This window comes from Centipeda infelix ATCC 43532 (genome assembly GCF_000234095.1).
Classification (GTDB): Bacteria; Bacillota; Negativicutes; order Selenomonadales; family Selenomonadaceae; genus Centipeda; species Centipeda infelix.
Window position 1 is genome coordinate 204,796 of the sequence record NZ_JH376800.1, and the last position, 12,885, is coordinate 217,680.

Genomic DNA, 12,885 nt, shown 5'->3' on the forward strand with positions numbered 1-12,885 from the left:
CCCCCGCAGCGACGGGGGAGGCATTTGGACACGGCATATCAGCGATCCTTTATTCCAGCAGGAGGAGACTATGGACTTTACATCGCTCGGTGTGTCCGAGCATCTCATCGCCGCTCTCGCAAAGCGCGGTATCACCGCGCCGACGGAGATCCAGGCGGGGTTCATCCCTGCCGCGCGTGCAGGGGAGAATCTGATCGGCGAGGCACCGACGGGCACAGGCAAGACGCTTGCCTACCTCCTACCCGCCATGGAGCGCATCGACCCCTCCGTGCGTACGGCACAGGCACTCGTCCTCGCACCGACGCACGAGCTTGCGATGCAGATTGTGACGGTCGCGCGTGAACTGGCACAGGCGGCAGGGCTGCCCATCGGCGTGCATGCTCTCATTGGCGGGGCGAACATCAAGCGGCAGATCGAATCGCTCAAGAAGAAGCCCGCGCTCATTGTCGGCTCTGCGCCGCGCGTGCAGGAGCTCCACCGTCTCGGCAAGCTGAAACTCACAGGTGTGAAGCTGCTCGTTCTGGACGAGTTCGACCGCCTGCTCGGCAAGCAGCATCTGGACGAGGTGCGCACTGTGATCCGCCTCTTGCCCGCCGAACGTCAGGCACTCCTCCTCTCGGCGACGGCGGGTGCGGCGGCTGTGCGCATGGCAGAGGAGCTGTTTGCGCCGCGCCTCATCCGTGTGGAGGGCGTGAACGCAGCCTATGAAAACTACTATCATATTGTACCGTTTCGTGATAAAATAAAGGCGGTGCAAAAGCTGACGCGCCGTCTGCCGATTCGGCGGGGGCTCGTATTTGTCGGGCGCGGCTTCGATGCGGCACACGCACTTGAAAAGCTGCGCTTTGAGGGGATCAAGGCCGTTGCCCTGCTCGGGCAGGAGCGGCGCGACCAACGTCGTGCGGCACTCGATGCCATTCGTGCGGGACGTGCCGAGCTCCTCATCTCCACCGACCTCGCCGCACGCGGGCTCGACATCGAGGATGTGGACTATGTGATCCACCTCGACCTGCCCGAGGATGTGCGTACCTATCGCCATCGTGCAGGACGTACGGCGCGTGCGGGCAAGGCGGGGGCGGTCATCTCGCTCGTGGACGAGAAGGAACAGGGCAAACTCAAAGCACTCGCTGCACGTATGGAGATCGAGCTCTCGCGTCTGCCGCGCACCTGACCCGCATTTGATGGAGCGCCCCTATCGGCTCGCAAGCTCGCCACTTACTGACCTGTCCGAGAAGCAAGCCCATAGGGCGCAGCTGATCGGGTAACAGGTCGTATGGGAAAACCTCCCAAGAACACAAGCCGAAAGGCGCAGTGTGATTGGAAGAGGTTGACCGCTCCCCCGTCTCGGACAGGGGAAGCTAATATGCCGTAATGCAAAGCCTCCCCCGTCGCAACGGGGGAGGGGGACCGCGTGAGCGGTGGTAGGGGTGTCTTGAGCGCACAACACGAACAAAGCCTTGGTGCACGAGTCAAATCGACTTCATGCAACAGCCCTGATTATTACCCACTCCCAAAGGAGGCCTTCTTTCGTGGACGTATTGCCCACATTGCTTGACATACTGCTCGTTGCCTTTTTGATTTTCATGAACGGCTTCTTCGTTGCGGCGGAGTTCTGCTGCGTGAAGATCCGCACCTCGCGCCTTGAGACGCTGATCGCGGAGGGGAGCAGCCGCGCCGGATATGCGAAGCAGCTCACCGAGCACCTCGACTACTCGCTCTCGGTGACGCAGTTCGGCATCACGCTCGCCTCGCTCGGCCTCGGTTGGGTGGGTGAGCCCGCGATTGCGACGCTTATCCTGCCCGTTACGCATGTGTTCGGGCTGCCCGACGAGGTTGGGCACACGATTGCACTCGCGATTGCCTTTACGATCATCACCTCACTGCACATTGTGCTCGGCGAGCTTACGCCAAAGTCCATGGCGATTGCGAATGTCGAGAACATCATGCTCGCGATTGCGTTCCCGATGGTGCTCTTCGGCCGCATTATGCGCCCCTTTGTCTGGATTCTGAACACCGTCGCGAATACGATTAGCCGTAAATTCGGCTACGACGTGAAGGGCGAGAACGAGGACGCGCACACGGAGGAGGAGATCCGTCTCCTGATGAAAGAGAGTTATCGCCAAGGGCTGATCAACAGCACGGAGGCGGACTTCGTGGACAATGTCTTTTCGTTCACGGAGTTGAACGCACGCGAGATCATGATACCGCGTACAGATATGATCTGCCTTTACCTCGATGATACGTCTGCCGAGCGCATCAAGACCATCCTCGAGGAGCAGCAGACGCGCTACCCTGTCTGCTACGAGGACAAGGATCACATCATCGGCTTTATCCATGTGAAAGACCTGCTTCCGCCGTTGATTCGCGGCGAGCGTCTGAACCTGCGCCGCTACATCCGCAAGGCACTCGTCGTACCCGAGAGCATGGACGGCAGCGTGCTCCTGCGGACGATGCAGGAGGAGGGGTCGCAGCTTGCGATCGTTGTGGACGAGTACGGCGGTACGGCAGGTATGGTGACGGTCGAGGACATTGTCGAGCAGATTGTCGGCGATATCCGTGACGAGTTCGACGAGGAGCGCGAGAGCGTGGAGTGGCGTGCGGGCGATCTCTGCTCCGTCGATGCAAAGCTCCTGCTTGAGGAGCTGGATGACCTGCTCGGCGTGCGCATTGAGGACGAGGACGTGGACAGCGTCGGCGGTTGGCTATACGATCAGCTTGGCGATACACCGCGTGTAGGGCAGATGGCGGCGCATGCGGGAACACTGCTCTACGTCGAGGAGGTAGACGGCGTGCGTATCACGCGCGTGCTCGTCCATCTGCTGCACAGTGTATCGGAGGTGCAGGAAGAAACTGCATCCCATGAGGAGGAATAACCATGGCGTTCAACTCCGCGCTTTACGATGAGATCATCGCTGCCTTTACGGTGGATTCGGAGCATTTGCATGAGGTGGCGGCAAATTTTCGCCAGGATATGCGCCTGGGGCTCGCGGGCTCGCCCGACTCCTCTCTGCGCATGCTGCCGTCCTACCTCGGATTGCCGACGGGCGTGGAGCGCGGCGACTACCTTGCACTCGATTTCGGCGGGACGAATGTGCGCGTGCTCCTCTATCGCCTTGAGGGCAACGGGAAATATGAGATTCTCTCCCACGTTGCAAAGCCGCTCAAGGTCGATGGTGTCTATGACTTCATCGGTGCAGAGGCGACGGGCGATGAGATGTTTGACTTCATCGCGGCACTCGTCGATGAGGCGGTTGGCGGCGACCACGCAACGCCGTATTTGCTCGGGCACACGTTTTCGTTCCCATCCAAGCAAACAAATATCAACGATGCACGTCTTATCATCTGGACGAAGGAGTTCGCGGCGCGGGGAGTCGAGGGCGCGGTTGTGAATGATCTCCTGCGTGCGGCACTCGTGCGGCAGGGGCTCTCGAACGTTACGCCGAACTCCGTCATCAACGATACGGTCGCGGTACTCCTCGCGGCTGCCTATATCAATGGTGACACCCAAATCGGCGCGATCTATGCGACGGGGCACAACACCTGCTACCTCGAGCCATATACAGGCACAGCGCGGCCGCCGATGATCCTCAACATGGAGTCGGGCGGATTCTCGAAGTTGGTTCCGAATCGTTTCGATATGGCACTCGATGCGGCGTCGGAGAAAAAGGGGGAGCAGCGGCTTGAGAAGATGGTCGCAGGGCGTTACATGGGTGTGCTCTTTGATATGGCACTTGCCGAACTGCTCAGCGCAACGGGGCGCATATACGGCTTCACGAGCATTGATCTCAGCCGTATGCTGGAGGATGTGAGCGCGGGCGCAGAGGCGACGGCGACGATCGTCGAGACGATGACGGGCGTGCGGCTCGCGGCAGAGGATGCCGTGCGCGTGCGCGAGCTCGCGCATGCCATTGTTGTGCGCTCCGTGCGTCTCATCGCGGCGACCTTTGTCGGGACGCTCTGGCAGATCACGGGCAGCGGAGAGATGCGCCCGCAGCACATCGCCGTGGATGGTTCGGTCTACGAGAAGATGCCGCTCGTCAAAGAGACGATGATGCGTGCGTTCTCCGAACTCCTCGGGGAGGATGCGGCGAATGTTGACACGATGCTCGCGTGCGGCGGCTCGGGACTGGGCGCAGCACTTGCAGCGGCGATGACGGAGTGCGGGTGACGGCATACGTAGGCGTTTCTCGCGTGCTCCACTAGGGTTCGCTCAGCGGCATCGCACATCACCGCACAGTATTGCAGGTTACGCTAAAATCGCTTGCCACTATTGGGTTTTCTATGCTATGATAACAAAATGTAGTTGATATTAGTGAAGGAAGGGGCTTTTTCTTGCTCACGCTTTTAATGGTACTTGATGCAATCGTTGCGATCATTCTCATCGCGTCCGTCCTCGGGCAGGAGGCGAAGTCCGCCGGCATGGGCGGTCTCGACGGCGGCGGGGATACGGTGTTCTCGGGCAAGGCACGCGGCATGGACGCACTGCTCGCGCGCGTGACGATCGTGTTTGCAATTCTGTTTGGTGTGATTACCATTGTGATTGCACGGATGTCGAGTTGATTGATCTAGGGAATGTCCCTGCTGCCGCTGCGGTGGCGCAGGGATTTTTTAGAATATGACGGAAAAGGAGGAGTTGTCATGCACCTTGAGGGAGCAGAACCGTTTTTGCTGCCGGGCGGGCGGCATGGTGTCCTCCTGATCCACGGATTTACGGGACTGCCCGCAGAGCTGCGGCTCATGGGCGAGTATCTGAATGCGCGTGGCTTCACCGTGCTCGCGATACGCCTTGCGGGGCACGGGACGACGGTCGAGGATCTGAGCCGTATGGAGCATGAGGACTGGATGGACTCCGTGCGCGATGGTTTTGCTATTCTCAGCGACATATGTGAGCGCATCTCTGTGGTAGGGCACTCGATGGGGGCGGTCTTTGCCATGCTGCTCTCCATGGAGACTGAGCTTTCCCACGTTGTCAGCCTTGGTGCACCGATCATGATTGCCCCCGAGCAGGGGATCGAGCACCTTCCGACGCGCGAGGCATGCATCGACCGCTATGTGCCGAAGGCGCGCCGTAAGCTCCGCGATGTGCCGCACGGTGCGAACAATACCTATCGGCGTATGCCGCTCGTCTCCATCCATGAGATGATGGATGTCATTGCGGTTCTCTGCGGGGCGATTGCGCGGGTCACAGCACCGATCCTGATCGTGCACGGAGAACGTGACCACACGGCAGATCCGAAGAGCGCGGACTATCTCTATGACAACGTCCGCAGCGTGCGTCGTGAGAAGTTCATCCTGCCCGATGCGGGGCATCTGCTGCCGCTCGATTTAGGGGTCAGAGAGCGCGTCTTTGCGCGTACAGCGGAATTTTTGTTGGACGGTGCGGAACGAGAAGAATAGGAACGGAAAAAAGAGGAGATTATGGAACAACTGGATACGTTGAAGGAACGCGTACACGCCTTTATGCGGGAGGACGCCTATCGCCCGCTGCCCGAGGCGGAGGTGCGCACGGGGCTTGGTCTGTCCGAGGCAGACGAGCCGCTGCTTTCGTCTGCGCTCGCTGCGCTTGAGGCGGATGGGGCGATTATCCGCAACCGCAGCGGCCTCTATGGGCTGCCGAGCCGCATGAACCTTGTCGTGGGGCGGCTCTCCATGTCGCCGAAGGGGTTCGGCTTTATCATCCCCGACGTGCGTGCGACAGAGGACGAGTCGGATGTCTTCGTGCCGGGCTCCATGCTTGCGACAGCCATGCACGGTGACCGCGTGGTCGCGCGTGTTACGCCGTCTGAGACAGAGGGGCGTGCGCGTGAGGGCGAGATCATCCGCATTCTCGATCGTGCGAATACGCACATCGTCGGGACGTTCGAGCGCAGCAAGGCATTCGGATTTGTCACGCCCGACAGCGCGAAGATCGGGCGCGACATTTTCATTTTGAAAAAGGACTTCGGCGGCGCAAAGACGGGCAGCAAGGTTGTCGTAGAGATCACGAAGTGGCCCGAGGAACGACGCAGTGCCGAGGGACGCGTCATCGAGGTGCTCGGCAAGACGGGCGATCCCGGCGTGGACGTGCTCGCCGTCATGCGTGCGTACAATCTGGACGAGCACTTCCCACCCGCAGTGGCGGAAGCGGCTGCGCGCTGCCCCGAGAATCCGCTGCCCGAAGAGTATGCGGGACGGCGCGACCGCCGCGACTTCCCCATCGTGACCATCGACGGCGAGGACACGAAGGACATCGACGACGGCATCTATGCGTACGAGAAGGACGGCGGCTTCTTCCTCGGTGTCTACATCGCCGATGTCAGCCACTACGTCCGTGCGGGCGAGCCGCTCGACGTGGAGGCGGCGCAGCGCGGGACGAGCGTCTACCTCGTCGACCGCGTGATTCCGATGCTGCCGAAGGAGTTGTCCAACGGCATTTGCAGCCTGAACGAGGGGGTTGACCGCCTCTCGATGGCGTGCGAGATGGAGATTGGCGCGGACGGCGAGGTGCGGAGCCACGAGATCGTGCCGTGCGTTATTCACGTGGCGCGTCGTCTTACCTATACACTCGTGAACAAGGTGCTCGCGGGTGAGGAGCCGTTTGTCTCGGACAACGAGGACATCCGTCCGATGCTCGAGACCCTGCGCCGTCTGCGTGAGGCACTGCGTGCAAAGCGGCATCGCCGCGGGGCAATTGACTTCGAGCTGCCCGAGATCAAAGTGAAGCTCGACGTGGAGGGACACCCTGTCGCACTCGTGAAGCGCACAGGCTCGATCGGTGAGTCCATCATCGAGGAGTGCATGCTCATCGCGAACGAGACCGTCGCACGTCATATGGAGCTGAAAGAAGAGCCGTTCGTCTACCGCGTGCACGAAACACCGAACAGTGAGAAGATCGAGCGATTCCAAAGCCTCCTCGCCGCACTCGGTCTGCGCCTGAACGTGGGCGAGGACGGCAAGGTGCAGCCGCGTGACATACAGGCAGTGCTCGACCGTGTGAAGGGGGCCCCCGAGGAGCGCATCATCGGTGCGGTTGCCTTGCGCTCCATGCAGCAGGCACGCTACTCGACGCAGAGCCTTGGACATTTCGGGCTTGCCGCACGCTACTATACGCATTTCACCTCACCCATCCGACGCTATCCCGATCTCCTTGTGCATCGTCTCCTGCGCGAGACCTTTGCCACGGGACACATCCCCGCAGAGAAGTGCGAGCGGCTGCGTGCCACGCTGCCCGATGCGGCGGAGCACTCCTCCGCGCGCGAACGCATCGCCATCGAGGCGGAGCGTGAGACCACAGACATGAAGAAGATCGAGTACATGGCACAGTTCGTCGGCGAGACCTTCGAGGGGGTCATCAGCGGTGTCACGGCGTTCGGCATCTTTGTCGAGCTTGAGAATGGTGTTGAGGGGCTCGTACACGTCTCGACGATGGTGAACGACTACTACGCCTACATCGAGGAGCAGTATGCGATGGTCGGCGAGCGTACGGGTACGCGCTACCGCCTCGGCGACCGTGTGACCATCATCATCACGCGTGCCGACGTACAGGCACGCACGCTCGACTTCGTGCTAAAGGACAACGGTGTCTACGAGCCGAATATGGTGAAAACGGCAAAAACACCCGCAAAGCCCAAGGCATCTGAGGAGAAAAGTACATCCACGGGCAGACGCAGCCGTCGTTCACGGAAAAAGAAGGGCGAGAAGAGGGCGGAGCCGATCATCGCCGATATTGAGGCGACACCTGCCGAGCGGCGCAAGAAAACGCGCGGAGCACATGGTACGCACGGCAAGCGCGTGCAGGAGGGAGAGCGTGCGGCGCACAAAGCTGCTGCGAGCGTCCCTGCAAAGCCGCGTGCCGCAGCACCCAAGGCGGACGGCGAGCGGCGCAGTGAGCGTCCCGCACGCACCGCACAGAGCGGCGGCGACCGCCGTGACCGTGCACGCGGGCGCGGCAGAACCTATGACTACGGCGAGGATCGCGGTCCGCGTGACTACCACCGTGTCAAGGTGACGGGGCTCAACAGTGCCGTCTGGCCGGATCCGCCGGGCTACCGCTCGCAGAGGCCTGAGGCGGATGCCGCAGAGAAGCCGCACCGTGCGCCGCGTCCCACGCGCCGTATGAACCGTAAGACCGAGGGCGGAACGGGGAACGCCGAGTGAGGAATTGCGATGGGAAAGAAGAACGAGAGCGTCAAGATTGCCTGTGAAAATCGCAAGGCGCGTCACGACTATTTCATCCACGAGACGTACGAGGCAGGGCTGGAACTCGTCGGAACGGAGGTCAAGTCCCTGCGTGCAGGCAAGGCGAATCTGCGCGACAGCTACGCCTACATCAAGAACGGGGAGATCTTCCTCGATCATATGCACATCAGCCCCTACGAACAGGGCAACCAGTTCAACCACGATCCGCTGCGCGTGCGTCGTCTGCTCATGCACAAGGCGGAGATTCTGAAGCTCTTCGGCAAGACGCGTGAGAAAGGCATGACCCTCGTCCCGCTGAAGGTCTACTTCAAGCGCGGACGGGCAAAGCTCGAACTGGCGCTTGCAAGCGGCAAGCACAACTACGACAAGCGTCAGAGCCTCAAGGCAAAGGACGCGAAGCGCGAGATGGAGCAGGCGCTAAAGGACCGTCAGCGCGGATAGATCGGAGGATTTATGCAGGAAAAGGAAGCATCGCCCGCACTCAGACGCGGGCTCAAGAACAGACATCTCCAGATGATCGCACTCGGCGGAGCGATTGGGACAGGGCTTTTCTACGGCTCGGCATCGACCATCGCACTCGCGGGACCTGCGGTCATGCTCGCCTACCTTCTCGGCGGCATCATGATCTTCTTCATCATGCGGATGCTCGGCGAGATGGCGGTCGATGAGCCGGTCTCCGGCTCGTTCAGTCACTATGCGGGCAAATACTGGGGCGATTTTCCGGGCTTCCTCTCCGGCTGGAACTACTGGTTCAACTACATCATTGTCTCCATGGCGGAGCTCGCGGCGGTCGGCATCTATATGAATTTCTGGCTGCCGGATCTCCCGCAGTGGCTCTCCGCACTTATCTGTCTTGCCGTTATCACCGCGCTCAATCTCACGAATGTCCGCGCATACGGCGAGATGGAATTCTGGATGGCACTGGTCAAGATCTCGGCGATTGTCCTCATGATTGGGCTCGGCGGCTGGCTGCTCGTCACGGGCGCACCGTTCCCTGCGAACGTCAGCAACCTCTGGGAACACGGCGGCTTTTTGCCAAACGGCTGGTGGGGCTTCTTCCTCGGCACTGCCGTTGTCATGTTCTCGTTCGGCGGCATCGAGCTCATCGGCATCACGGCGGGCGAGGCGGAGGATCCTGACCGCACGATCCCGCAGGCGATCAATCAGGTCATCTGGCGTATCCTGATCTTCTACGTCGGGACGATGGCGGTGCTCATGGCACTCTGGCCGTGGAACGAGGTCGGCATGGAGGCGAGCCCCTTCGTACAGATCTTCCAAAACATCGGTATTCCTGCTGCCGCGCACATTCTGAACTTCGTCGTGCTCACGGCAGCGATCTCCGTCTACAACTCTGCGATCTACAGCAACAGCCGTATGCTTTACGGTCTCGCGCAGCGCGGGGATGCGCCGCAGGTGCTGAGAAGTCTCTCCGTGCGTGGTGTGCCTGTGCTCGGCATTCTGATCTCCTCGGGCATCACGCTCATTGTCGTGTTTCTGAACTACTTCTTCCCGGGCGACGTGTTCCTCTATCTCATCTCGATTGCGATCTGCGCCGCTGTCATCAGTTGGACGACCATTGTCGTGACGCATCTGAAGTTCCGGCGAAAGATGGAGCGTGAGGGTGCACACATCAAATTCCGCGCACCGTTTTACCCGTGGATCAACTACGCTTGTCTCCTATTTCTTGCGGGGGTTGTCTTCATGATGGCGCAGCTCCCAGGGATGCAGCTCGCCGTGTTGATTCTGCCCGCATGGCTGCTCGTTCTCTGGCTTGGCTACCGCTCGAAGAAGCGGCGGGAAAAGGAATAATCACGATGCAAAGTGGCTGTTGCACGAAGACTTTTCAGGCTTCGTGCAACAGCCACTTTGTTATGTATACCGACGGTTTCATTAGACAAAAAGAAGGATTTGTGTTATCATATATAATAAAATTTTAACAGTAAGAAGGAATTGACGTGATTTGCAATGAATGCGGCTCGAAAATAGAGGGACTTACACGTATTTGCCCGCACTGTGGACAGCGTGCCCTTGTCGACGACGAGCTTGAGACATGGAGCTTCATTGCGGACGGGTCGGAAAAGCACAAACGGGAAATGCCCGCTGAGATTGTACTGAACGCTCCCACGCCAATTCCGACCGAGCGCACGGCACAGATCGATGGATTGGAACGTCTGAAGGACTATTTTGTTCAGCACAGCAACCTCTATCAAGTTCTTGACGATCTGGACTACATCGAGAGCGGTATGCATCGTCCGTCCTTCGCGTTTTGGGCGCTTGTCGGCGGACTGATTGCAGCACTTGTCTATTTCCCGCTCTCACCGTTCTTGCCGCATTTCATATGGGCGTACTACTTCGTGCTCTGGGGCGCAGTTACCTCCGTCGGCTATCTGCGTGCAGGACGACGCTATGAGCGGCGCAAGGCGGAGTACGAACTCCTGCGCCGTCATGCCGAGAATGATCTGCGCATGATGTATAACAGCTGTGCGGACTGCTTCCTCCCTCTGGCGTGGACACCGCCGCCGCGCATCATTCGGATGATCGATGCGCTGCGCTCGGGGGAGATACCCTCCGTGCGTGCATATATGGAACGGGAGGCAGGATGATGCGTGCACAGATTCGAATCAAGAGGGTCTACGAGGACATTTCTGCGGACGATGGATTCCGTGTGCTGGTGGATCGTCTCTGGCCGCGCGGCATATCCAAGGAGCGTGCGAAGCTCGCAGATTGGTGGAAGGACATTGCCCCTTCGCCGGAGCTGCGCACATGGTTTGGACACAAGGCTGAGCGCTTCGCCGAGTTTACTGAAAAATATCGTGCGGAGCTCTCGACCGGTACGGCAGCACCAACCCACATGGCGACTGTCGCGGAACACCTTGCGGCAGGAGAGAATGTCACACTGCTCTACGGTGCGAAGGATCCTGCAATCAATCAGGCGGTCGTCCTGCGCGACTGGATGATTGGGATGATGGATAAGTAAAGGCGTTTATCGGTGTTTTCCTAAACAAAGAAAAAGAACCGCCAATGGGGGATATCCCGTTGGCGGTTCTTTGCGTTTATGTTGAGAAACTACCTCTCCGCCGAGTCCACGCGCGAGGAGAGGACAACCATGAATACGGCGAGGGCGGCGATGCCGACACCAAGACCAATGTAGCCGTTCTCGGTAAACCCATCGACGATGTAGCCGAGAAGGGAGCAGGAGGCGACGATGGCGACGTAGGGGAGCTGCGTCGAGACGTGGTCGAGATGATGGCACTGTGCTCCTGCCGAGGCGAGAATGGTGGTGTCGGAGATGGGCGAGGCATGGTCGCCGCAGACCGCGCCCGAGAGAATTGCAGCGACGGAGACGACGAGAATATCGGGGGCGGTCTGTCCGAGGACGGCGATGGCGATCGGGATGAGGATACCAAATGTCCCCCAGCTCGTGCCTGTGGCAAAGGCAAGCCCTGTCGCAACGAGGAAGAAGAGCGGCGGCAAGAACATGACCACGCCTGCATTCGCCTGCACGACAGAGCCGACGAAACCGCCGAGGTCGAGATACTCCTTGCTGCAGATGCCCGAGAGCGTCCACGCAAGGCAGAGGATAAAGATTGCGGGGGTCATTGCCTTGAAGCCCCAGCCGAAGCTGTCGCAGAACACGTTGAACGAGACGACGCGGCGCGGCAGATAGAGCAGACCTGTAAAGACAAAGGCGATGAACGAGCCGAGCACGAGCGACTTGGACGAGTCGCAGTTTGCAAACGCCTCGGCGATGCTGTTGCCCTCGTGGATGCCGCCCGTATAGAGCATCCCGTAGATGCACGCACCGATCAGCACGAGGAGGGGGAGCATGAGATCGATCATTTTGCCGCGCCCCTCGCTCGCAGCACTTGCGGATGCTTCCGCCGTGTCCTGGTATTCCTTTGGGATTTCAAAGTGTGCGTTGGACTTCTCCACACTCCTGCGCATCGCGCCGAAGTCGCGCCCCGTCCAGATGATGAAGAGCATGAAGAGGATCGTGAGCCATGCGTAGAGATTGAACGGGATCGTCTGCAAAAAGAGCATAAAGCCGTCGATCTGTGCATCGGCGGGGAGCGAGGAGCCGACCGCTGCCGCCCAGCTGGAGACGGGGGCGATGATGCAGATCGGGGCGGCTGTCGCGTCAATGATGTAGGCGAGCTTCGTGCGTGCGATCTGGAACTTGTCCGTCACGGGGCGCATGACCGTCCCGACGGTGAGACAGTTGAAATAGTCGTCGATGAAGATGACGATGCCGAGCAGCACCGTGACGAGAGACGCACTGCGCTTCCCCTTGATCGTGCGCGTCGCCCACTCGCCATAGGCATTCATCGCGCCCGAGCGCGTGATGGCAGCGACGAGGATGCCGAGAATGACGAGGAAGACGAGGATGTTGACATTGCTGCCGACCTTGTCCGCCATTACCTGAAACATCGTCAGCGTCGCCTGCAGAAAGTTTCCGCCTGCAAAGAGCATTGCGCCCGAGAAGATGCCGATGATGAGCGACATATAGACTTCCTTCGTCCAGAGCGCGAGGACGATGGTGATGATCGGCGGCAGGATCGACCATGCGGTTGCTGTCATGCGTTAGATACACTCCCTAAATAGTATTATACAAAACCGTCTCCCATTATAACAAAAAAACAGGATTTAGCAAAATGTTCACAGGAAAAAATTCACGTCGGTAGATTGTAAAATTAAGTGGTACATATA

At 59.6% G+C, this 12,885-nt stretch carries 11 protein-coding genes; 10 read left to right on the forward strand and 1 reads right to left on the reverse strand.

All coding sequences use genetic code 11. The features are described 5' to 3' along the window. Positions 1 to 70: 70 nt before the first annotated feature. The 10 genes from HMPREF9334_RS09825 to HMPREF9334_RS09870 all read left to right on the forward strand — a co-directional run bounded on the left by HMPREF9334_RS09825 (position 71) and on the right by HMPREF9334_RS09870 (position 11,155). Positions 71 to 1,171, forward strand: a complete 1,101-nt coding sequence (locus HMPREF9334_RS09825; protein ID WP_006693316.1) for a DEAD/DEAH box helicase — start codon at positions 71 to 73, stop codon at positions 1,169 to 1,171. A 358-nt stretch (positions 1,172 to 1,529) separates the two neighbouring features. After that, positions 1,530 to 2,873: a hemolysin family protein gene (locus HMPREF9334_RS09830; RefSeq protein WP_006693317.1), complete on the forward strand. Its 1,344-nt coding sequence runs from the start codon at positions 1,530 to 1,532 to the stop codon at positions 2,871 to 2,873. Between the two features lie 2 nt (positions 2,874 to 2,875). Continuing rightward, positions 2,876 to 4,168 carry a hexokinase family protein gene (locus HMPREF9334_RS09835; RefSeq protein WP_006693318.1) on the forward strand — a complete coding sequence of 431 codons (1,293 nt, stop codon included), beginning with the start codon at positions 2,876 to 2,878 and terminating at the stop codon, positions 4,166 to 4,168. 179 nt (positions 4,169 to 4,347) lie between these two features. Beyond that, positions 4,348 to 4,560: a preprotein translocase subunit SecG gene (gene secG / locus HMPREF9334_RS09840; RefSeq protein ID WP_006693319.1), complete on the forward strand. Its 213-nt coding sequence runs from the start codon at positions 4,348 to 4,350 to the stop codon at positions 4,558 to 4,560. A gap of 78 nt (positions 4,561 to 4,638) precedes the next feature. Next, positions 4,639 to 5,397, forward strand: a complete 759-nt coding sequence (locus tag HMPREF9334_RS09845) for an alpha/beta hydrolase (RefSeq protein ID WP_039957518.1) — start codon at positions 4,639 to 4,641, stop codon at positions 5,395 to 5,397. A gap of 21 nt (positions 5,398 to 5,418) precedes the next feature. After that, entirely contained in the window at positions 5,419 to 8,136 is a 2,718-nt protein-coding gene (gene rnr / locus HMPREF9334_RS09850) for a ribonuclease R (RefSeq protein WP_006693321.1), read from the forward strand. A gap of 9 nt (positions 8,137 to 8,145) precedes the next feature. Continuing rightward, positions 8,146 to 8,619, forward strand: a complete 474-nt coding sequence (gene smpB, locus HMPREF9334_RS09855) for an SsrA-binding protein SmpB (RefSeq protein ID WP_006693322.1) — start codon at positions 8,146 to 8,148, stop codon at positions 8,617 to 8,619. Positions 8,620 to 8,631: 12 nt separating this feature from the next. Beyond that, positions 8,632 to 9,987 carry an amino acid permease gene (locus HMPREF9334_RS09860; protein WP_006693323.1) on the forward strand — a complete coding sequence of 452 codons (1,356 nt, stop codon included), beginning with the start codon at positions 8,632 to 8,634 and terminating at the stop codon, positions 9,985 to 9,987. A 146-nt stretch (positions 9,988 to 10,133) separates the two neighbouring features. Continuing rightward, the gene (locus tag HMPREF9334_RS09865; RefSeq protein ID WP_006693324.1) at positions 10,134 to 10,781 is read left to right on the forward strand and encodes a hypothetical protein; all 648 of its coding nucleotides are present in this window, start codon (positions 10,134 to 10,136) and stop codon (positions 10,779 to 10,781) included. Further along, on the forward strand, positions 10,781 to 11,155 hold the full coding sequence (locus HMPREF9334_RS09870; protein WP_006693325.1) for a DUF488 domain-containing protein: 375 nt from the start codon (positions 10,781 to 10,783) through the stop codon (positions 11,153 to 11,155). The genes HMPREF9334_RS09865 and HMPREF9334_RS09870 overlap by 1 nt, the downstream gene beginning before the upstream one ends. An 89-nt stretch (positions 11,156 to 11,244) precedes the next feature. Here the strand turns inward: HMPREF9334_RS09870 and HMPREF9334_RS09875 are convergent, their stop codons facing one another. Further along, positions 11,245 to 12,756: a Na+/H+ antiporter NhaC family protein gene (locus HMPREF9334_RS09875; RefSeq protein WP_006693326.1), complete on the reverse strand. Its 1,512-nt coding sequence runs from the start codon at positions 12,754 to 12,756 to the stop codon at positions 11,245 to 11,247. Positions 12,757 to 12,885 lie beyond the last annotated feature (129 nt).

Coding starts and splice junctions, on each gene's coding strand:
- HMPREF9334_RS09825 (WP_006693316.1), top strand. CDS start 71: ATGGACTTTACATCGCTCGGTGTGTCCGAGCATCTCATCGCCGCTCTC.
- HMPREF9334_RS09835 (WP_006693318.1), top strand. CDS start 2,876: ATGGCGTTCAACTCCGCGCTTTACGATGAGATCATCGCTGCCTTTACG.
- secG (WP_006693319.1), top strand. CDS start 4,348: ATGGTACTTGATGCAATCGTTGCGATCATTCTCATCGCGTCCGTCCTC.
- HMPREF9334_RS09845 (WP_039957518.1), top strand. CDS start 4,639: ATGCACCTTGAGGGAGCAGAACCGTTTTTGCTGCCGGGCGGGCGGCAT.
- rnr (WP_006693321.1), top strand. CDS start 5,419: ATGGAACAACTGGATACGTTGAAGGAACGCGTACACGCCTTTATGCGG.
- smpB (WP_006693322.1), top strand. CDS start 8,146: ATGGGAAAGAAGAACGAGAGCGTCAAGATTGCCTGTGAAAATCGCAAG.
- HMPREF9334_RS09860 (WP_006693323.1), top strand. CDS start 8,632: ATGCAGGAAAAGGAAGCATCGCCCGCACTCAGACGCGGGCTCAAGAAC.
- HMPREF9334_RS09870 (WP_006693325.1), top strand. CDS start 10,781: ATGCGTGCACAGATTCGAATCAAGAGGGTCTACGAGGACATTTCTGCG.
- HMPREF9334_RS09875 (WP_006693326.1), bottom strand. CDS start 12,756: ATGACAGCAACCGCATGGTCGATCCTGCCGCCGATCATCACCATCGTC.